The organism is Rhodoferax sp. ZS1R8, from assembly GCF_056521325.1.
The window spans coordinates 264,989-285,687 of sequence record NZ_JBWMBA010000004.1; the positions used below are offsets into that span (position 1 = coordinate 264,989).

The window sequence follows — 20,699 nt, forward strand, 5'->3', positions numbered from 1 at the left end:
TTGGCGCGCGGGCCAAGCGCCTACAATCCTCGGCTTAACTGAATACTCACATGGCAAACCATCTAGACCTCGAAGAACAAGAGCAGCTTGACCAGCTCAAGCATTTTTGGAAGCAATACGGAAACCTGATCACCTGGGCTCTTATCATCGTTTTGGGCGGCGTGGCTGCCTGGAATGGTTACCACACATGGCAGCGTAACCAGGCCTCACAGGCCGCAGCGATGTTTGATGAAGTCGAAAAGGTCGTCAAAACCGGCGACGCACAAAAAGCCGAACGGGCGTTCTCTGACATGAAGGAACGCTTCGCCAAAGCAGCTTACACGCAACAGGCGGGGCTGCTGGTGGCCAAAATGACGTACGAAGCCGGTAAGACTGATTCCGCGAAAGCGACATTGAATTGGTTGGTAGAGAATGCTGCAGACAAGGGTTACGCCTCTGTGGCACGGTTGCGTCTATCTGCCGTGTTGATGGACGCAAAGGCCTATGACGAGGCGTTGAAGTTGTTGGGATCTGGCATCGCAGATGAATTTGCTGCACTGGCCTCAGACCGCAAGGGTGACATCTATATGCTGCAAGACAAAAAGTCCGAAGCGAAGGCAGAGTACGAAAAGGCCTATAAAACTTTTGATGAACAGTCAGAATATCGCCGCCTGGTCAGCGTGAAACTCAATGCACTGGGTGTCAATCCACAGGCGGACCTGAAGACCGCTGCGGCGGCGGAGGGCGCAAAGTGATGTTTTTTCGTCAAAAGTTTTGGCAACTAGCTTTGTCTGTTGGCGTCGTGTTGGCGGTAGCTGCCTGCGCTAGCTCTGACAAATCCAAGCAACTCGACTTGGGGCCTAACACCGCGCTCATTGGCGTGCGTTCCGCATGGACGGCGAATATTGGTTCGGTGAACTTTCCTCTGGAAATCCGGCCGGTAGGCAATCTGATTTTTGTTGCCAGTTCCGAGGGTACCGTTGCGGCCATCGATGCGCGAACGGGTGGCGATCTTTGGCGTACTTCGCTCGGTACCAAGCTCTCCGCAGGGGTCGGCAGTGATGGACGCTACGCTGCAGTTGTCAGCCGCGACAACGAACTCATCGTGTTGGACGGTGCCAAGGAACTCTGGCGACAAAAACTCGGCGCCGTGACATTGACCGCACCATTTGTCGCGGGGGGACGTGTGTTTGCGTTATCCGCAGACCGCTCCGTGTCAGCCTTTGATATGGTGACAGGGCGCAAGCTCTGGCAACAGCAACGCAGCGGCGATGCTTTGGTGTTGGGGCGGTCCGGCATCGTCATGGCGATCGGGGATACGCTGGTAACCGGTTTGGCAGGCCGTCTGGTGGGTATGAATCCACGGGATGGAAAAATTCGCTGGGAGGCGCAGGTGGCCAACAGCCGCGGTACCAACGAAGTGGAGCGCCTGGTGGATCTGGTATCGGGTGTCAGTCGTCTGGGGAACCAAGTGTGTGTTCGCGCGTTCCAGTCCTCAGTTGGGTGTGTGGATGGCGTGAACGGCAGCGTGGCTTGGAGCAAGTCTGCATCCGGATCTACTGGGCTGGACGGCGACGGCGCTGAAGTATTCGGCGCCGAGAGTGATGGCCGGGTCGTTGCATGGAAACGGGCAGATGGAGAACGGCTCTGGACCAATGAGCGGCTGCGCTTCCGTAGTCTGACAGGTCCCGTTCTGGTTGGGCGTTCACTCGTCATCGGCGACGAAGTCGGCACATTGCACTTCTTGTCTCGCCAAGATGGATCCCCTTTGAACCGTGTGGCGACCGATGGCTCAGCGATCCAGTCTTCTCCCGTTTTGGTTGGTCAAACGCTTGTTGCGGTGACCCAGCGGGGCGGTATTTTCGGCTTCAAACCCGAGTGATGGTATGAACCGCACAACATGAAACCTGTCATTGCATTGGTTGGCCGCCCCAACGTCGGCAAATCAACCCTGTTCAACCGCCTCACCAAGACGCGCGATGCCATCGTCGCCGACTATGCGGGCCTGACGCGGGACCGCCACTACGGCAATGGAAAACAGGGTCAACACGAATTCATCGTCATCGACACCGGTGGTTTCGAGCCCGACGCGACAGCTGGCATCTACAAGGAAATGGCCAAGCAGACGCGGCAGGCAGTGGCCGAAGCGGATGTGGTGCTGTTCGTCGTCGATGCCCGCGCAGGCCTTTCGGCGCAAGACCACGAGATTGGCAAATACCTGCGCAAGCTGGGCAAGCCATGCGTGTTGGTGGCCAACAAGTCCGAAGGCATGACCGCGGGTGCCCAGCTCGTGGAGTTTTTCGAGCTTGGTCTGGGTGAGGTGTTCCCGATCTCCGCGGCCCACGGGCAGGGCATCGCACCCTTAGTTGACCTTGCTTTAGGTCCTCTGGTCTCCGCTGAAGACGGCGCCGAAGAAGCCGAGCAAGATCCTGGCGTCATTAAATTAGCCGTTGCCGGTCGCCCCAATGTCGGCAAATCAACGCTGATCAACACTTGGTTGGGAGAAGAGCGCTTGGTTGCCTTTGACCTGCCGGGAACGACGCGCGATGCCATCTCGGTGCCGTTCGAACGCAACGGGCAGCGCTTTGAACTGATCGATACCGCTGGACTGCGGCGCAAGGGCAAAGTTTTTGAAGCTATCGAAAAATTCTCAGTCGTTAAAACCCTTCAGGCGATCGAGTCGGCCAGCGTCGTGCTGCTACTAATCGACGCCACGCAGGGCGTGACGGACCAGGACGCGCACATCGCCGGCTACGTGTTGGAATCGGGTCGCGCGGTGGTTGTGGCGATCAACAAATGGGATGCGGTAGACGAATATGCACGCGAACTCGTCAAGCGTTCGATCGAGACGCGTTTGGGTTTTCTGAAGTTTGCCGCTCTGCATCTGATCTCCGCTCAAAAGCGCCAGGGCCTGGGCCCGCTGTGGGACTCCATAGCACAGGCGCACAAGGCGGCGAACTGCAAGATGTCAACGCCGGTACTGACCCGTTTGCTGCTAGAGGCAGTACAGTTCCAGACACCTAAGAAGTCGGGCATGTACCGTCCCAAGCTTCGCTATGCGCACCAAGGTGGCATGAACCCCCCCATCATCGTGATCCACGGAAATTCTCTTGAACACGTGACCGACGCCTACAAGCGTTTTCTGGAAGGACGGTTCCGCAAGGAGTTCAATTTGATCGGTACACCGTTGCGCATTCAGATGAAATCTTCGTCCAATCCGTACTCGGACAGAGACGACAAGTAGGTGCTCCGGACATAAAGCGCCGCATTCGCATACGGTATTGTGGCTATGCGGCCGGAAGCGCTTGATTCGTGTGGTATCGTCCAATCTTCTTAATTTTTGAACACGGAGAATATCGTGAGCAACAAAGGGCAGTTACTGCAAGACCCATTTCTCAACGCTTTGCGCAGAGAACATGTTCCGGTCTCCATTTATCTGGTCAATGGCATCAAGCTGCAGGGGCAGGTTGAGTCTTTTGACCAATACGTAGTCTTGCTGCGCAATACGGTGACGCAAATGGTCTATAAACACGCCATTTCCACTATCGTGCCCGGACGCGCGGTCAATTTCGCCGCACCCGCTGGCGATACGCCAGAAGCTGCGTGAGCTCCGGGGCCTAATGGCCCCGTTTTCGAAAAGCCCGCTTTTCCGTAGTTCATTTGACAGCCGCGCTTCAAACTCCTAACACGCCCACCATCCTGGTCGGCGTAGACCTGGGCGGCTCCAACTTCGACGGGGAGCTGGAAGAGCTCGGATTGCTGGCGCAAACCGCTGGCATGGTGCCTGTGGCGCGCGTCACCTGCAAACGCAGGGCGCCTGACGCGGCATTGTTCATCGGGTCGGGCAAGGCCGACGAAATTAAATTGTTGGCCACACAGTTGGGTGCGAAAGAGGTGCTGTTTGACCAAAGCCTGAGCCCGGGCCAGCAGCGCAATCTTGAACGCCATCTTGAACTGCCTGTCAACGACCGCACCTTCCTCATTCTCGAAATATTTGCCCAGCGCGCGCGCAGCCATGAGGGCAAGCTGCAGGTCGAATTGGCCCGGCTGCAGTACCTGAGCACACGCCTGGTGCGTCGTTGGTCGCACTTGGAGCGACAAAGCGGTGGCATTGGTATGCGCGGCGGCCCCGGTGAGGCCCAGATTGAGCTGGACAGGCGCATGATTGGTGAAACCATCAAGCGCACCAAGGAACGTCTTAGCAAGGTCAAGAAACAGCGCCAGACCCAAAGGCGCCAGCGGGAGCGTCGCGATGCCTTCAACATCTCGCTGATTGGCTACACCAACGCTGGAAAATCCACGTTGTTCAATGCGATGGTCAAAGCTCGCGCCTATGCGGCAGACCAGCTCTTTGCGACATTGGACACCACAACCCGTCAGCTGTATTTGGGCGAAGCGGGCCGTTCCGTATCCCTGTCAGACACCGTGGGCTTCATCCGCGACCTGCCGCACGGGCTGGTCGATGCTTTCCAGGCAACGCTGCAGGAGGCGATAGATGCCGACCTGTTGCTGCATGTCGTCGATGCCGCCAACCCCCATTTTGCAGAACAGATCGCGCAGGTGCAAAGCGTGTTGAAAGAGATTGGCGCCGATGGGATTCCCCAGCTTCTGGTGTTCAACAAAATTGATGCGCTGGACGCTGAGCACCAACCACTTAAACGGGAAGACGAGTTTGAGATTGATGGCGTGCAAACGCCGCGCATATTCGTCAGTGCCAAGGATGCGTCTGGCCTACCAGAACTGCGTAAACGATTGGCTGAAATTGCACGCCTGCCGGCTGTTGAAGAGAATTCTGCTGGACTTTCCCCCGCAAGCCTTGGGGACGGCCATTGAGTAGGCACAATCCGGGGACAGACCTATGAAAAACGACGAAATGAAACCACCTGTTAGTGCTTTTGCACTGCCGGTACCCTCGGCACCCCGTTGGGTACAGCGAATGTTTAACTTGAACGACTCCCGTTGGGGGCGCGGTGACGACAAGCCGTCAGAGGGCGGTAAGGCCGAGGGATCACCGCCATCCGACCAAGAGCCCAGCAAGCCACCGAGCGACAACGGTCGCAAGAACGCTCCGGGTGGCGGGCCGCCAGACCTGGACGAGTTGTGGAAAGATTTCAACCGTAAATTGGGTGGTTTGTTCGGCAAGCAGCCACCGCAAGCTCCGCGGGGCGGTTCAGGCGGCGGGTTTCAGCCCGATATGAAGAACGCCGGCATCGGCGTTGGCTTGATCGCCGCAGTGCTGGTCATGATTTGGTTGGGCACCGGCTTCTTCATTGTGCAGGAAGGGCAGCAGGCTGTTATCACCCAGTTCGGTAAGTACAAGGGCACAGTTAATGCCGGCTTTAATTGGCGGCTGCCATACCCCATTCAAAACCACGAGCTGGTGTTTGTCACACAGATTCGGTCTGTAGATGTCGGTCGCGACACAGTGCTCAAAGCCACGGGATTGCGCGAGTCGGCAATGCTGACGCAGGATGAAAACATTTTGGATATCAAGTTTGCCGTGCAGTACCGTTTGAACGATGCACGGGCTTTCCTGTTTGAGAGTAAGAACCCGGCGGATGCCGTCGTGCAGGCCGCCGAAACTTCGGTGCGTGAAGTCTTGGGCAAGATGAAGATGGACGCAGCCTTGTCCGAAGAGCGCGACCAGATTGCGCCACGCGTACGCGCCATGATGCAGGCCATCCTTGACCGCTACAAAGTCGGTGTGGAAGTCGTTGGCATCAACTTGCAGTCTGGTGGTGTGCGTCCTCCCGAGCAAGTGCAGGCCTCCTTTGACGATGTCCTCAAGGCTGGTCAAGAACGCGAGCGCGCAAAGAATGAAGCGCAAGCCTATGCCAATGATGTGGTTCCCCGAGCAGTGGGTTCCGCATCGCGGTTGAAGGAAGAGGCAGAAGCCTACAAATCACGCGTCGTGGCGCAGGCCCAGGGTGATGCACAGCGTTTCAAATCTGTGTTTGCTGAATACCAGAAAGCACCGCAGGTCACACGGGATCGAATGTATCTGGACGCCATGCAACAAATTTACGGCAACGTGACCAAAGTACTGGTCGACTCTAAGCAAGGGTCCAACCTTTTGTACCTGCCGCTGGACAAAATCATGCAGATGAGTGGTGCTGTGGCGGATCCAGGGGCTGCTATGGCGCCAGCCACCCCACCTGCTGTCCAAGTGGTGCCGCCTAGCGGGGCCGGGGCAGACGTTCGAAGTCGCGAAGCGGCTCGTACACGTGATCGCGAATCTCGCTAGGAGCACCCCATGAACCGGATTGGATTGATTATTTCGTCGGCGCTGGTGCTGCTCGTGTTGGCCAGTTCCACATTGTTTGTTGTGGACCAGCGCCAGTTTGGTGTGGTCTATGCGCTGGGTCAGATCAAGGAAGTGATCACCGAGCCAGGCTTGAATGTCAAGCTGCCCCCGCCGTTTCAGAACGTGTCGTACATCGACAAGCGCTTGTTGACACTGGACAGCTCGGACACTGAACCCATGCTCACTGCGGAAAAGCAGCGTGTCGTCATCGACTGGTACGTGCGCTGGCGCATTTCCGAGCCTACAGAGTACATCCGCAATGTGGGCCTCAACGAGGGCGCAGGCACCGTGCAGCTGAACCGCGTGGTCCGCAACGCCTTCCAGGAAGAAGTCAACAAGCGCACCGTCAAGGAATTGCTGTCGCTGAAGCGTGAAGACCTGATGGCCGATGTCAAGGCCGAAGTGCTAGCCAAGGTTAAAGGCGCCAAGCCTTGGGGCATTGATATCGTCGATGTCCGTATTACCCGCGTGGACTATGTGGAAGCAATCACTGAATCCGTCTACCGCCGCATGGAAGCAGAGCGTAAGCGGGTTGCCAATGAACTGCGATCCACCGGTGCTGCCGAAGGCGAAAAGATCAGGGCCGATGCCGACCGCCAGCGCGAGGTGACCATCGCCAACGCCTACCGCGACGCGCAGAAGATCAAGGGTGAGGGCGATGCCGAGGCCGCACGCATTTATGCAGAAGCCTTTGGCAAGGATCCGCAGTTCGCCCAGTTCTACCGTAGTCTGGACGCCTACAAGGCGAGCTTTGCCCACAAGAGTGACCTGATGGTTTTGGATCCTTCATCGTCCGAATTCTTCAAGGTTTTCCGTGGTGGCACAGCGCCCGTTGCCCCTGCAGGCAAGAAATAACAGCTCGTGAGTGGTGACACGATCTGGTTTGCCCTAGCCCTGGTTCTGGTTGTAGAAGGGCTGTTTCCGTTTTTGTCACCCGCCGGTTGGCGCCGGATGTTCGTGCAGCTGCTGTTGCTCAGCGATGGGCAGATTCGCTTCTTCGGCGTGTGCAGCATCTTGGGCGGTTTGCTGATGATTTGGCTGTTGGGCAACTGAAAACCGGGCAGCAAGCCCGGTAAAATCTAGGTTTTAATAGCCTGCACTTTTCACATGTCAGCCTGGGTCTTACCGGATCACATTGCCGATGTGCTGCCTTCCGAGGCGCGCCACATCGAAGAAATACGAAGAGACCTGCTGGACATGGCGCGCTGCTATGGCTATGAACTGGTCATGCCACCGCTGCTGGAGCATCTGGAGTCGCTGCTGTCGGGCACCGGCGAGGCGCTGGATCTGCAAACCTTCAAACTTGTCGACCAAATCTCCGGGCGCATGATGGGCCTGCGGGCCGACAGCACGCCCCAGGTTGCCCGTATCGACGCCCACTTGCTGAACCGCAAGGGCGTCACCCGCCTGTGCTATTGCGGTCCCGTGCTGCACACCCGTCCCGATGGCCCCCACGCTACCCGTGAACCCCTGCAGTTCGGCGCTGAGATTTATGGCCATATGGGTCTGGAAGCCGATCTGGAAACACTGACCCTGGCGCTGGACTGCCTGAAGGCCGCCCAGGTGGGCGATATCAGCGTGGACATGGCCGATGCTCGGATCGTGCAGGACTTGTTGAAAGACCTGCCGCTTTCTTCAGCGCAATTGGCGCAAGTCCACGCTGCGCTGGCCGCCAAAGACGCCAGCGAACTCAAGGTCTTACTGCGCGACGCTCCCCCCGCCACATCGCGCGCACTGGTTGATCTGCTGCAGCTCTACGGCGATGCTTCCGTGTTGGACGAAGCGCAAAAGGTATTGCCACCCGTTCCAGATATCCAGACGGCACTGAACCATCTGAAATGGCTCTCCAGCCACGTGACAGGTGCCGACGTGTCGTTTGACCTTGCCGATTTGCGCGGCTATGCGTATTACAGCGGCGCCATGTTCTCGTTGTATGCGCCAGGTGCAAGTGACGCGCTGGCCCGCGGTGGGCGCTATGACGAAGTTGGCAAAGTGTTCGGTCGCAAGCGACCGGCGGTCGGGTTCAGCCTGGACATCAAAGCGCTGACCGCTGTAGCCGCTGATCGCCCGCTGCGGGCTGCCATCCGGGCGCCCTGGGGCGAAGCCGCGGAGCTGCGCGCAGCAATTGCCGCCTTGCGCCGCCACGGTGAAACCGTGGTCTGCGTGCTGCCCGGCCACGAGAGTGAAGTGGATGAATTCCATTGCGACCGCGAACTGCAACAGTCCGCCGGTCAATGGCTTGTAAAAGTATTGTGAAAACCTTCTGGGACAGTCCGTAGCGCAGCGAAGCTCTGTCTCCAACCAACTGGACACCAAATGAACACAACCAAAGGACGCAACGTCGTCGTCGTCGGCACGCAGTGGGGCGATGAAGGCAAAGGCAAACTGGTCGACTGGCTCACCGAGAGCGCACAGGGCGTGGTGCGCTTCCAGGGCGGCCACAATGCGGGCCACACCTTGGTCATCAATGGCGTCAAGACCGCCTTGCACCTGATTCCTAGCGGCATCATGCGCCCGGGCGTCAAGTGCTACATCGGAAACGGTGTGGTGCTGTCGGCGGCCAAGCTGTTCGAAGAGATTGAAGGCCTGGAAAAGGTGGGCGTGGAGTTGCGATCGCGCCTGCGCATCAGCGAAGCTTGCCCGCTGATCTTGCCGTTCCACGCTGCACTGGACGTAGCGCGTGAGGCCTTCCGTGAGAAGGGTGGCACCGCCAAGATTGGAACCACTGGCCGCGGCATTGGTCCAGCTTACGAGGACAAGATCGCCCGCCGCGCACTGCGCGTACAGGACCTGAAATACCCTGAGCGCTTTGCTTCCAAGTTGCGCGAGCTGCTGGATCTGCACAACCATGTGCTGACCAGCTACCTGGGCTCCGCTGCGTTCGACTTTGGTCCCACCTTAGCGCCCTATATGGCCGACGGCAAAGTATTGTTTGAGCCCGTGTTCGCCGAGGCCATGCGCCACGCCGAGCTGCTCAAGCCGATGATGGCCGATGTATCCCGCGAACTGAACGAAGCCAATCTCAAAGGCGCCAACCTGCTGTTTGAAGGCGCCCAGGGCACGCTGCTGGACGTGGACCATGGCACCTACCCCTATGTGACTTCGAGCAACTGCGTGGCCGGCAATGCCGCCGCAGGCGCCGGAGTGGGCCCGGGCATGCTGCATTACATCCTGGGCATCACCAAGGCCTATTGCACCCGTGTCGGTGGCGGCCCGTTCCCCACCGAACTGGACTGGGAAAAGCCAGGTACGCCTGGTTACCACATGAGCACCGTCGGGTTCGAGAAGGGTGTCACCACCGGCCGATCACGCCGTTGCGGCTGGTTTGACGCCGCGCTGCTCAAGCGCTCGGCCCAGGTCAATGGCCTGTCGGGCCTGTGCATCACCAAGCTCGACGTGCTGGACGGTTTGAAAGAACTGCTGCTGTGCACCGGTTACGAGATGGATGGCGAGATCGTCGACATCTTGCCGATGGGCGCGGACGACATCGAACGTTGCAAACCGGTCTATGAAGTCATGGATGGCTGGAGCGACAGCACGGTGGGTGTTACCCAGTATGACAAGTTGCCCGTGGCCGCGCGCCTGTACCTGCAGCGCATCGAGCAGGTCACCGGCGTGCCCATCCACATGGTGTCCACCAGCCCAGACCGTGACCACACCATCATGATGCGCCACCCCTACCTGGCTGAGTGATTTATACCGATTTCTCTAAGTTAAATGGGGCTGTAGCCCTCGTGGAACGTGCGTAAGCAGCTATAAAAACAGGAGCAACCCTATGTTGACAGAAGACGGTAAACATCTCTACGTGAGCTATGACGAGTACCACAACCTGATCGAGAAGTTGGCCATCAAGATCCACCAATCCGGTTGGGAATTTGACACCATCCTGTGCCTGGCCCGGGGCGGCATGCGCCCGGGTGACATCCTGTCGCGCGTGTTCGACAAGCCGCTTGCCATCATGTCCACCAGCTCCTACCGCGCCGAGGCCGGTACGCAACAGGGTAAGCTGGACATTGCCCGCTACATCACGACGCCCAGGGGCGAAATCGCCGGGCGCGTGTTGCTGGTCGACGATCTGGCCGACTCTGGCCACACGCTGAAGGCCGTGGTGCACCAGTTGAAGCACGACTACGAACCGATCAGCGAACTGCGTAGCGCCGTCATCTGGACCAAGGCCATGTCCACGTTCGAACCGGACTACTCGGTGGAATTCCTGCCCACCAATCCATGGATCCACCAGCCGTTTGAGGGTTATGACGCGATGCGGCCGGAGCAGTTGATCCAAAAATGGAGCGTGTAGTGGGCGAGGGCATATTCGCATGACCCAGCAAATCACCGGGCTGATCCACCACCCCTACCTGCCGCCCCCAGGTTTCGAGGCACCCCAGCCAGGCGTATTCAAGGCCTCGACCGTGTTCTTTCCTACCGTAGCCGCCATGCGCAGCCGGGAGTGGAAAGACAAGACGGCCTACACCTATGGCCTGCACGGCACACCCACCACCTACGCTTTGGAAGAACGCCTTTGCATGCTCGAAGGTGGCGTGCAGTGCCTGCTGGCTCCCAGCGGTCTTGCGGCAGTGGCTCTGGTGGCGCTATCGCTGTTAAAGCCTGGTGACGAAGTCCTGATGCCTGACAACGTCTACGGGCCAAATAAGACATTGGCTGAGGGCGAGTTGCAGAGCTGGGGCATCACGCACCAGTATTACGACCCGATGGACCCCGCCGATCTGGCGTCTCGCCTGTCGGACCGTACCCGCTTGGTGTGGGTGGAGGCCGCAGGATCCGTGACACTGGAATTCCCCGACCTGGTTGCCTTGGTGCGTGCCTGCAAGGCCAAGGGCGTCTGCATCGCGCTGGACAACACCTGGGGGGCGGGCCTGGCCTTCAAACCCTTTGATCTGTTGCCCGGCACAGAACCGAGCTTGGGTGTGGACATTTCGGTCCACGCGCTGACCAAATACCCCAGCGGCGGTGGCGACGTGCTGATGGGCAGCGTCACCACGCGCGACCCTGGTTTGCACCTGCGGCTCAAGCTGACCCATATGCGCCTAGGCCTGGGCGTAGGCGCGAACGATGCCGAGGCCGTGTTGCGCGGTTTGCCCAGCATTGCGCTGCGCTACGTCGCCCACGATGCTACAGCCCGCGTGCTGGCGCAGTGGTGCCAGACGCAGCCAGCGTTTGCGCAGGTATTGCACCCGGCTTTGCCGGACTCACCGGGGCATGCGCACTGGAAAGCTCTGTGCAAAAACGATGTGGGCGGTGCCGCCGGCCTGTTCAGCGTTATCGTGGACGCCCGCTACGGCCAAGAACAGGTCGATGCGTTTTGCAACGCGCTGCGCCTGTTTCGCCTGGGTTATAGCTGGGGTGGCCCCATCAGTTTGGTTGTGCCCTACGAGCTGCCGACGATGCGCAGTGGTTGGCCTGCCCATCTGGCGCGGGGCACGGTAGTGCGTTTCGCCACGGGCCTGGAGGCGGCAGACGATCTGCAGGCCGACATTGCGCAGGCCCTGCAATTCCTAGCCTGACGGACGCAGCTGCTCCGCGCGACTGTGCCTTGGTGGTACAGTGTCAACAACAACAGAAAGCACACCTTGGCAACACCCAATTACGGCTACGAAAAGCGCCAAAAAGAACTGGCAAAGAAGAAGAAAAAAGAAGAAAAGCTCAAAGAAAAAAATGAGCGCAAGGCCCATGGCCCCGGAGACGATGGCATTGCGTCCGCCGACGACGACACATCTTCTGCGGACGCTCCCCCCGAAGTTGGGCCGCAGGCAACTTAAGGTTTCACATCCAATGGCGGCTGCACAGCCCCCATCTGCAGCAGCATGCGCCGCGCCAGCTGGCCCATGGAGATGAGAGACCGGTCCTCTGACGTGATGGATTGCGCATGGGCATATTGCGCGAAATTGCGCTGCATGGACTGCAGGTAAACCGGGTCGTAATGCTGCGTCAGCAGGTCCTGCACCACCGGAGAGAAGTTTCCGGCCATCACCTGGTCTTTCCACCCCTGCACCACGGCCTTGCCGCGGAATTCGGCCAGCACATCCAGTCGGTTGCAGAAATGGGCGCTATCCTTTACAAAAAAGTCGTAGTCTTCCAGCAGCAGGGCTACGCGCTCGGCCATTGGCAGGCTCAAGTCCCAGCACGGGCTGGCACGCATGCGCTCGACCAGCGACACAGGCACCGCCACGTTTCCAACTTTTTTGCTTTCGCTCTCCACAAACACCGGACGCAGTGGATCAAACCGTCGCAAACTGTCCCAGATCAGCGTGTCGAAACGCTTTTGTGTGGGTTGGGTCTGGCCGGGAATCGCTCCTAACACCGAGCTGCGGTGACGTGCCAGGGCTTCCAGGTCCAGCACCTGGGCACCGGCCTCTGCCAGGGTCTGCAGCAGACGCGTTTTGCCTGAGCCCGTAGTGCCGCAAACCACCTGAAAATCTAATTGATTGACCCGTTGCGCAATGTCCAGCAGCATCGCCGCGCGAAAGGCCTTGTAGCCGCCTTCCACCAGCGTCACGCGAAAGCCGATCTGGTCCAGGATCAGGGACAAGGACCCGCTGCGCTTGCCGCCTCGCCAGCAATAGGCCAGCGGCCGCCATTCCTTGTGTTTGGCGACGACCTCGCGCTCGATATGGCCAGCGATATTGCGCGCTGCAATGGCCGCGCCGCGCTTCTTGGCCTCGAACGCATTGACCTGCACATACATCGTGCCGATCAGCTTGCGCTCCTCGTCATTCAGCGTCGGCCAATTTACAGCGCCGGGCAGGTGGTCCAGCGCGAACTCGGCCTCGCTGCGGGCATCGATGATGGTGTCAAAACCGTCCAGTTGCGCCAGCAGTTCGCCTGCGGGCAAGATGCGCAGGCTCATGACAACTGCTTTTTCACCGCCGGCCACACGTTGTTCAGTATCGTGGGGTGGGCTGCTTCGGTGGGGTGTATGCGGTCGTTCTGGAACAGGCGCAAAGCGTCCGGCCCATCTGCCACGTCTTTCAACATGAATGGGACAAGGCCCGCCTTGTTGGCTTTGGCGACGGTGGCATACATGGCTGTAAAGCGCGCGCCGTAGTCCTGTCCGTAATTGGGAGGCATCTGCATGCCCAAGAGCAACACCTTGGCCTTGGTGGCTTGGGCGGCCTGGGTCATGGCTTGCAGATTGTCTTGTGTCATGGTCAGTGGCAGGCCGCGCAGCGCGTCGTTGCCACCCAGCTCGATGATGACAACGGTGGGCTGGTGTTTCGCCAGCAGTGCCGGTAGCCTTGCGCGTCCGCCCGACGTGGTGTCGCCGCTGATGCTGGCATTGACGACGGTGGCCGGTATTTTTTCTTGCGCGAGGCGCTGCTCCATCAGCGCCACCCAGCCGCTGCCGCGTTTGAGGCCATACTCGGCACTGAGCGAGTCACCCACGATGAGTATGGTTGCCGGCGTGCGAGCCGGGGGTGGTGCGGCCTCTGCCGGCAAAAACCCCGCAACTGCGGCCAGCAGACCCAGCGCGATACAGTGTCGTCGAACCAAAGAGAGCCCTATGAGTGAAGAAGAAGTCATTATTTCTGTTGAGCACGTTTGCAAGTCGGTGACCGATTCCACCGGCACGTTGGAGATTTTGCGCGATATTGATTTTGCGCTCAAAGCCCGCGAGACGGCGGCCATCGTCGGGGCGTCGGGTTCGGGCAAGAGCACTCTGCTGTCCATCATCGCCGGTTTGGATACCCCCACCACCGGAACGGTGCATTTGGCCGGTACCGACCTGTTTGCGATGGATGAAGACGCCCGGGCTGGCCTGCGCGCCAGCAAGGTCGGCTTTGTGTTCCAGAGCTTCCAGTTGCTGGGCAACCTGACGGCGCTGGAAAACGTGATGCTGCCGCTGGAACTGGCCTCACGCAGGGACGCTCGCCAGGCCGCCACCGACATGCTGGCCCGCGTCGGCCTGTCACAGCGGCTGTCGTCGTATCCCAAGGTGCTCAGCGGCGGTGAACAGCAGCGTGTGGCGCTGGCCCGTGCCTTTGTTGTGCACCCGGCCGTGCTACTGGCCGACGAGCCTACCGGCAGCCTGGACTTTGCGACCGGCGAGAAGATCATGGAGCTGATGTTTGACTTGAACCGGGAGCAGGGGACGACCCTGGTGCTGGTGACACACGACCGCGCCATTGCCGCGCGCTGCGACCGGCGGATCACCATCGAGGCGGGCCGAGTCGTTTAGTGGCAATTTGGGAGCCTGGGCGGCAATACGTTCTGCTCCCCGGCTTCCACGCTGAGCTCCGCCCGCCACGCGGGCTCCCCCTTTACCTGCGCAGAACGCATTGCCACCCAGGCTCCGTGCCGTTGAATGCACGAGCGGCGATAATCCCAGCATGTCATCCCCCAAAGTCCTGTTCGGCTTCCATGCCTTGGGCGTGCGCCTCAAAACCGCCCCGCAATCCATCATCGAGATCTATTTCGAACCCTCGCGGCGGGATGCCCGCATGCGCAGCTTTTTGGACCGGGCCAACGAGGCAGGCGTCAAACTGATCGAATCCGATGGTGCGCGCCTGTCCAAGATCTGCGGTGGACACGGCCACCAGGGCATCGCGGCCAAGGTGCAAGCCATCGCCCAGGTGCATTCTCTGGACGAACTGCTGGAAGACTTGGAAGCCGCCAACGCCGATCTGCCGCCCGAGCAGCGCACCCACCCGCTGATCCTGGTGCTGGACGGCGTCACAGACCCGCACAATCTGGGCGCCTGCCTGCGTGTGGCCGATGGTGCCGGCGCCCACGCCGTGATCGCCCCCAAGGACCATGCGGCCGGCATCAACGCCACCGTGGCCAAGGTGGCCAGCGGTGCGGCCGAGACCGTGCCGTACTTCATGGTCACCAACCTGGCGCGCACGCTCAATGAGTTGAAGGAACGCAATATCTGGATCATCGGCACCAGCGACCAAGCCCAAGCCACGCTGTACCAGACCGACCTCAAGGGTCCAGTGGCACTGGTGCTCGGAGCCGAAGGCGCCGGCATGCGGCAGCTGACGGCCAAGACCTGCGATGCGCTGGTCAGCATCCCGATGCGCGGCGCGGTCGAGAGCCTGAACGTGTCCGTGGCCAGCGGTGTCTGCCTGTACGAGGCGCTGCGCCAGCGCACGGTGTAGCGGGGTGCCGCCAAGTCTGCTACCAAATCAGTAGCGGCTTACGCACATCTGACGGGGGCTACAGCCCGATTTTCCATAAATTCCTGAGCAGCAAGCTCACAACAGCCCCAGCGCGCCCAGCGCAGCGCCCACACCCAGCAGCCACAGCATATGCAGCCTGGTGCGCCACACCAGCAGCGCTGTCACCACCGTCAGCAGCCACAGCCGCCAGTGCTCCACCGGATTACCTTGCGCCGCCGCCAGAATCCAGCCGGTGGCAATCAGCAGCGCGATGACGATGGGCGCCATGCCCTGCTTGAAAGCTCGCACCGCCCTTAGCTCGCGATTCTGGTGACCCCAGCGCGCCGCCGCAAACGTCAGCGTAGTGCTGGGCAGCATGATGCCGACCATGGCAACGGCCACACCCGCCAGCCCCATCCACCATGCGTGCCAGCCAGCACCTATGCCGCCGCCGGCGTTCATGCCCACGTTCCAGCCCAGTAGCGCGATGAACAGTACGTTCGGCCCCGGTGCGGCCTGTGCCAGCGCGATGGAGGATGTGAACTGGCCGTCGCTGAGCCAGGCCTTCTCGTTGACCAGGTAGCTGTGCATCTCCGGCGCGGTGGTTATGGCGCCGCCAATGGCCAGCAGCGACAGGGACATGAAGTGCAGCAGCAGGGCCAGCCAGTCGGCCGCAGTGAACGTGACGGTCATCATGGCGGGCCCTCCGCTGCTTTGGCGCTAGCTAGCTGGCTATAGGCCCAGAGACAAGCCACGCCACCCACACCCAGCAACACCCACACCAGCGGCAGCCGCAGCAGCGCGATGGCGTTGAAACTCAGTACCGCAAACAGCCAGCACACGGCCAGCCCCATCACATTGTTTTTGAGTGCCCCGATCAACTTGATACCGGTTGCTGCAATCAGACCCGCAGCCACCGCCCCCATGCCACGTAAAGCGCCCTGGGCGGCGGCTGTATCGGCTATGCCGCCAAACAGCACGGCCAGCGCCAGCACAATCACCAGCGGAAAAGCCAGCATACCGGCCAGCGCGGACAAGGCGCCGGCAAAACCAAAATACCGGTCGCCAATCATCAGGGAGAGGTTGACCACGTTGGGACCGGGCAGGATCTGGGCCACGGCCCAGTCCTCCATAAACTCTTCCTGCGTTAGCCACCGTTTTTTTTCGACCAACTCGCGCTGCACGACGGCCAGCACGCCGCCAAAGCCCTGCAGGGCCAGCTTGGAAAATGAGACAAAGAGGTCGGTCTTCGATTGCGGGCGCGGGTGCTGCGCGGGGCCCGCAGGCTGCGGGCCAGATTCCTGGGGTGACATGGTATGACTTTAGCGGAAATACCTGACCTTGCGGTCAGATTGGTTACAGTCGCGGATCATTGAAACATGTTGGATGCATAGGAGATGCTAATGGGTCGTCGCTTTGAAAACCTGTCTGCCGTGGCGCAGACGCTCCGTTTAGTGGGCACGGGTTGCCTGGTCATGCTGCTGGGTAGTGCAGGGCACGCCGCCGAGGTGCGCCTGCGCATCATGGAGACCACCGACCTGCACATGAACCTGCTGAGCTACGACTACTACCAGGACAAAACGACCGACCAGTACGGGCTGGACCGCACGCTGTCGCTGATCAAGGCCGCACGTGCCGAGGTGCCCAACAGCCTGCTGTTCGACAACGGCGACCTGCTGCAAGGCAACCCCATGGGTGACTATGTGGCCAAGGTCAAACCGCTCAAGGAAGGTGAGACCCACCCTGCCTATCTGGTCATGAACCAGATGGGTTATGACGCGGCCAACATCGGCAACCACGACTTCAACTTTGGCCTGGACTTTTTACGCCGCGCCACCAAAGGTGCCAAGTTCCCTTACGTCAACGCCAATGTGTACATTGACGACAAGGACCGCGACACGGACCAGGCCAAACACGCCTTCACGCCATACGTGCTGCTGGACCGCCAGCTGGTCGATGCACAGGGCAAGCGCCACCGCATCAAGATCGGCATCATCGGTTTTGCGCCCCCGCAGATCATGCAGTGGGACAAGACCAACCTGGAGGGCAAAGTCATCGCCCGCGACGTTGTGGAGACCGCCAAAAAATACGTTCCGCTGATGCGTGCCCAGGGCGCACAGCTGGTCATCGCCATTCCCCACGCCGGTTTTGAGAAAGTGCCCGTGGCCCGCTTCTCCGAAAACGCAGTTGGCGCGTTGACCGACATCCCCGGTGTGGATGCCGTGCTGTTCGGCCACGCGCATGCCGAGTTCCCCGGCCCCGCATTTGCCGAGCACCCCAAGGTCAATCTGGAGCGCGGCACTATCAATGGCGTGGCGGCTGTCATGCCCGGCCGCTGGGGCGACCACCTGGGTGTCATCGACTTCACACTGGATGAGACACGGGGCAAGTGGAAGGTAGTGGACAGCAAGGCCAGCATCCGCCCCATCTTCGACAAGACCGCACGCAAGTCGGTGGCCGCCGCCGACCCGCTGATGGCTCAGACGCTGGCGGAGGCCCAGGCCGGCACGCTGGAATATGTGCGCAACAAGGTAGCCTTCAGCAGCGCCCCCATTTACAGCTATTTTGCGCTGGTGGCGGATGACCCATCGGTGCAGGTCGTGGCCAATGCGCAGATTGCCTATGTGAAGCGCGCCATGCAGGGAACCGACTACGAAAAATACCCCGTGCTGTCGGCCGCCGCACCCTTCAAGACCGGTGGCCGCCAGGGTTGGGACTACTACACCGACATCCCCGCCGGCCCGCTGGCCATCAAGAACGTGGCTGACCTGTATGTCTACCCCAACTCGCTGAAGGCCATGCTGCTGACCGGCGCCGAAGTGCAGGAGTGGATCGAAATGTCAGCCGGCCAGTTCAACCAGATCGACCCCAAGGGCGCGGCCCAGCAGACGCTGCTGAACGACAGCTTTCGCTCGTACAACTTCGATACGCTGGATGGCGTCAGCTACGAGCTGGATGTGACGCAACCGGCGCGCTACGACGGCAACGGCAAGCTTGTGGCGCCCGACGCGCATCGCGTAAAGAATCTGCAATTCGACGGGAAGCCGGTGCAAACCGACGCCAAGTTCCTGGTGGCCACCAACAACTACCGCGCCTTTGGCGGCGGCAATTTCCCGGGACTGAACGCGAGCAAGGTGGTGCTGGAGGCGCCGGAAGAAAATCGCCAGGTGCTGATTGAGTACCTGCGCATGATGGACACGCTGTCCGCCAACAAACAGGTTAACCCTACGGCCGATGGCAACTGGCGCATTGCGCCGGTGCCGGGTGTGCGTTTGACGTTCCTGTCAGCCAGTAGCGCCCAACGCTACTTGGCCAACCATCCCCAGATCCATTTGATCAAGGACAATGGCGATGGCTCGGCCTTGTATGAATTGACGCCCTGAGGTTTACCTCTTGGTAATGCGCCCCGGCTCAATCTGGTCCACAGCCTTGGGGTTGTCGTGCAGCCACTCCTCAAAGGCGTCGATATCCATGCCCACCACCTCGCGGTTGCGGCCCTGCTTGAGCACGTTCAGGTCGTTACCACCCTCGGCCATGAAAGTGTTGACGACTACGCGGTAATCCCGTGCCGGGTCCACGGGCTTGCCGTCGACGGTCAGTGATTCCAACACCGGCTCAGCACCCGGTGCCTGGCTCCATTGGTAACGCAGGTTGTGCGACACCTGCAGCGTTGCTGGCCCGCCGACGCGGCGGCCGTTCAGTTGCCGGCGAATCAATTCATGCAACTGGCTGCCGGTGAGGCTTAGCGCGATCAGCTCGTTGGTGAAGGGCTGGATCGCGAACAGGTCACTCAGCGTAGTCGTGAGGCCAGGCTCTACTGCCAAGTCCGCACGGATACCGCCCGAGTTGGTCAGTCCAATATCTACCGCCGTCCGCTTTTTGGCAAAACCCAGGTGCGAATCCGCTACCAGATTGCCCAATGTCGAATCCCCGAAAGGCGGGTTGGCCGAACGTGTCGCGCCGCGTGACAGCGTGGCTACCGGCTTATTGCGCGCGGCGGTGGTCAGTGTGGCGGCGCGCTGAACCAGGGCCACGAAGGCGGGGTTGGGTGCGTTTTCACCCTGCAACACCGGGTGGTTAACAGCCTGTGCATCCAGTAGCTTGCCCGTGGTGTCAAAGGTCAGTCGGCTCTCGGTCAGCCAACCGCCGAAGCTGCCGGCCTGCACCATCAAGCGACCGCCAATCTTGCAGGTGTACGCCTGGTGGGTGTGGCCGCTGACGATGATGGCGTAGGCCGGGTCCAGGCGCTGGGCGATGTCGACACCGCGGCCCTGCAGACCGGGGCAGGCATAGCTGGGATCATTGGCGGCGCCGTCGTACATGGCCCCCTCATGCATGATGGCTACCAGCACCTGGGCTCCCGCGGCGCGCAGCTCGGGCACCAGCGCGTTGAGCGTGTCCGCCTCATCGGCAAAGCGCAGACCCACGATGCTCTTGGGGATTACCACTTTGGGCGTGTCACGCGTCACGGCGCCGACAAAGGCGATCTTCAGACCACCCACCTCCTTGATCATGTGGCTGGGCAGCACGCGCTTGCCGCTGTCGATCTCGAACATGTTAGCGGCTAGGTACGGAAAGCCGGGACCTTTGAACTCAGGCCAGGCGCAAGCACCGTTGGGACACTCGCCGCTGGTTTTGCGCAGCAGTTCGGACAGGCCCCGGTCCAGATCGTGGTTACCCAGCGACGTGGCTACAAGACCCAGCTCGCCCAGCGCCGATAGTGTTGGTTCGTCATTCAACAACGACGACATCTGGGGCGATGCACCCATCAGGTCTCCGGCGGCTACAAACACATGGTTCTTGCGCTGCGCGCGCAGGCCGTTGAGCACGGTGGCCAAATAGGCCACGCCGCCGGCGGGCTGGGGCTTGATCTCACCGGTTTTGGGATCCGCCAGGCGTGCCATCAGCGGGGTGGGGGACTGCGGCTGGATGTGGCCGTGGAAGTCATTCAGCGAAAAAATGCTCACCTCTATATTCGAGGGAGTTGACTCTAAAGTGGATACCGGTGGCGAGGCGCAGGCCACCAACATTGCGATAAGGGAAAACCCTAGAGCTGACGTAAAAACGCACTTAAAGGGTGCGACAAATTGGTGCGATTTCAAGGGGTTGGCTCCAAAGAAGGGAGTCGCCAGCGGGCGGGCGCAGGCAGCGAAATATTGATCATCGATTGGTGTCCTGAATACAACAGTTGTCACCAAACTTTCCTGACTATATGGTTAACTTAATAGGTATATTGCAGATCTTTGCAAATATTTACACCCCACCATAAAACCCCCCGTTGGGACCCCATCGCTTAG

General features: G+C 60.2%; 21 protein-coding genes. 16 read left to right on the plus strand and 5 right to left on the minus strand.

The window, feature by feature from the left end; genetic code table 11:
• Positions 1–50: 50 nt before the first annotated feature.
• The 13 genes from AC097P_RS15395 (at position 51) to AC097P_RS15455 (ending at position 12,063) form a co-directional block, all read left to right on the plus strand.
• Complete coding sequence (locus AC097P_RS15395; RefSeq protein WP_479611309.1) at positions 51–734, plus strand: YfgM family protein; 684 nt, start codon at positions 51–53, stop codon at positions 732–734.
• A complete protein-coding gene (gene bamB / locus AC097P_RS15400; protein ID WP_479611310.1) occupies positions 734–1,861 on the plus strand; it encodes an outer membrane protein assembly factor BamB in 1,128 nt (375 codons plus the stop codon). The genes AC097P_RS15395 and bamB overlap by 1 nt, the downstream gene beginning before the upstream one ends.
• Positions 1,862–1,879: 18 nt before the next feature.
• Positions 1,880–3,223, plus strand: coding sequence for a ribosome biogenesis GTPase Der (gene der, locus AC097P_RS15405; RefSeq protein ID WP_479611311.1), 1,344 nt, complete (start codon positions 1,880–1,882; stop codon positions 3,221–3,223).
• Positions 3,224–3,337: 114 nt separating this feature from the next.
• Complete coding sequence (hfq, locus tag AC097P_RS15410) at positions 3,338–3,586, plus strand: RNA chaperone Hfq (RefSeq protein ID WP_479611312.1); 249 nt, start codon at positions 3,338–3,340, stop codon at positions 3,584–3,586.
• Between the two features lie 53 nt (positions 3,587–3,639).
• Complete coding sequence (gene hflX, locus AC097P_RS15415; RefSeq protein ID WP_479611313.1) at positions 3,640–4,812, plus strand: GTPase HflX; 1,173 nt, start codon at positions 3,640–3,642, stop codon at positions 4,810–4,812.
• A gap of 40 nt (positions 4,813–4,852) precedes the next feature.
• Positions 4,853–6,223: an FtsH protease activity modulator HflK gene (gene hflK, locus AC097P_RS15420; RefSeq protein ID WP_479611648.1), complete on the plus strand. Its 1,371-nt coding sequence runs from the start codon at positions 4,853–4,855 to the stop codon at positions 6,221–6,223.
• A 9-nt stretch (positions 6,224–6,232) separates the two neighbouring features.
• A complete protein-coding gene (gene hflC / locus AC097P_RS15425) occupies positions 6,233–7,138 on the plus strand; it encodes a protease modulator HflC (protein ID WP_479611314.1) in 906 nt (301 codons plus the stop codon).
• A 6-nt stretch (positions 7,139–7,144) separates the two neighbouring features.
• Complete coding sequence (locus tag AC097P_RS15430) at positions 7,145–7,336, plus strand: DUF2065 domain-containing protein (protein ID WP_479611315.1); 192 nt, start codon at positions 7,145–7,147, stop codon at positions 7,334–7,336.
• Between the two features lie 54 nt (positions 7,337–7,390).
• On the plus strand, positions 7,391–8,539 hold the full coding sequence (locus AC097P_RS15435) for an ATP phosphoribosyltransferase regulatory subunit (protein WP_479611316.1): 1,149 nt from the start codon (positions 7,391–7,393) through the stop codon (positions 8,537–8,539).
• 60 nt (positions 8,540–8,599) lie between these two features.
• A complete protein-coding gene (locus AC097P_RS15440) occupies positions 8,600–9,976 on the plus strand; it encodes an adenylosuccinate synthase (protein WP_479611317.1) in 1,377 nt (458 codons plus the stop codon).
• Positions 9,977–10,058: 82 nt separating this feature from the next.
• The gene (locus AC097P_RS15445) at positions 10,059–10,583 is read left to right on the plus strand and encodes a phosphoribosyltransferase (protein WP_479611318.1); all 525 of its coding nucleotides are present in this window, start codon (positions 10,059–10,061) and stop codon (positions 10,581–10,583) included.
• A gap of 19 nt (positions 10,584–10,602) precedes the next feature.
• Positions 10,603–11,808, plus strand: a complete 1,206-nt coding sequence (locus tag AC097P_RS15450; RefSeq protein WP_479611319.1) for a PLP-dependent transferase — start codon at positions 10,603–10,605, stop codon at positions 11,806–11,808.
• 66 nt (positions 11,809–11,874) lie between these two features.
• Entirely contained in the window at positions 11,875–12,063 is a 189-nt protein-coding gene (locus AC097P_RS15455) for a hypothetical protein (protein WP_479611320.1), read from the plus strand.
• Here AC097P_RS15455 and mnmH read toward each other — a convergent pair.
• Complete coding sequence (gene mnmH / locus AC097P_RS15460; RefSeq protein ID WP_479611321.1) at positions 12,060–13,151, minus strand: tRNA 2-selenouridine(34) synthase MnmH; 1,092 nt, start codon at positions 13,149–13,151, stop codon at positions 12,060–12,062. The genes AC097P_RS15455 and mnmH overlap by 4 nt on opposite strands.
• Positions 13,148–13,825, minus strand: a complete 678-nt coding sequence (locus AC097P_RS15465) for an arylesterase (RefSeq protein WP_479611322.1) — start codon at positions 13,823–13,825, stop codon at positions 13,148–13,150. The genes mnmH and AC097P_RS15465 overlap by 4 nt, the downstream gene beginning before the upstream one ends.
• Here AC097P_RS15465 and AC097P_RS15470 point away from each other — a divergent pair.
• Together AC097P_RS15470 and rlmB are read left to right on the plus strand one after the other, a co-directional pair.
• Positions 13,806–14,480 (plus strand): ABC transporter ATP-binding protein, encoded by a 675-nt coding sequence (locus tag AC097P_RS15470; protein WP_479611323.1) that lies wholly within the window; start codon positions 13,806–13,808, stop codon positions 14,478–14,480. The genes AC097P_RS15465 and AC097P_RS15470 overlap by 20 nt on opposite strands.
• Positions 14,481–14,631: 151 nt before the next feature.
• A complete protein-coding gene (gene rlmB / locus AC097P_RS15475; RefSeq protein WP_479611324.1) occupies positions 14,632–15,402 on the plus strand; it encodes a 23S rRNA (guanosine(2251)-2'-O)-methyltransferase RlmB in 771 nt (256 codons plus the stop codon).
• 96 nt (positions 15,403–15,498) lie between these two features.
• Here rlmB and AC097P_RS15480 read toward each other — a convergent pair whose 3' ends face one another.
• The gene (locus tag AC097P_RS15480; RefSeq protein WP_479611325.1) at positions 15,499–16,098 is read right to left on the minus strand and encodes a chromate transporter; all 600 of its coding nucleotides are present in this window, start codon (positions 16,096–16,098) and stop codon (positions 15,499–15,501) included.
• Positions 16,095–16,715, minus strand: coding sequence for a chromate transporter (locus tag AC097P_RS15485; protein WP_479611326.1), 621 nt, complete (start codon positions 16,713–16,715; stop codon positions 16,095–16,097). Before AC097P_RS15485 ends, AC097P_RS15480 begins: the two co-directional genes overlap by 4 nt.
• A 90-nt stretch (positions 16,716–16,805) precedes the next feature.
• Between AC097P_RS15485 and AC097P_RS15490 the strand changes: the two genes are divergently transcribed.
• On the plus strand, positions 16,806–18,785 hold the full coding sequence (locus AC097P_RS15490) for a bifunctional 2',3'-cyclic-nucleotide 2'-phosphodiesterase/3'-nucleotidase (protein WP_479611327.1): 1,980 nt from the start codon (positions 16,806–16,808) through the stop codon (positions 18,783–18,785).
• Positions 18,786–18,788: 3 nt separating this feature from the next.
• Here AC097P_RS15490 and AC097P_RS15495 read toward each other — a convergent pair whose 3' ends face one another.
• On the minus strand, positions 18,789–20,369 hold the full coding sequence (locus AC097P_RS15495) for a bifunctional metallophosphatase/5'-nucleotidase (protein ID WP_479611328.1): 1,581 nt from the start codon (positions 20,367–20,369) through the stop codon (positions 18,789–18,791).
• Between the last annotated feature and the right edge of the window lie 330 nt (positions 20,370–20,699).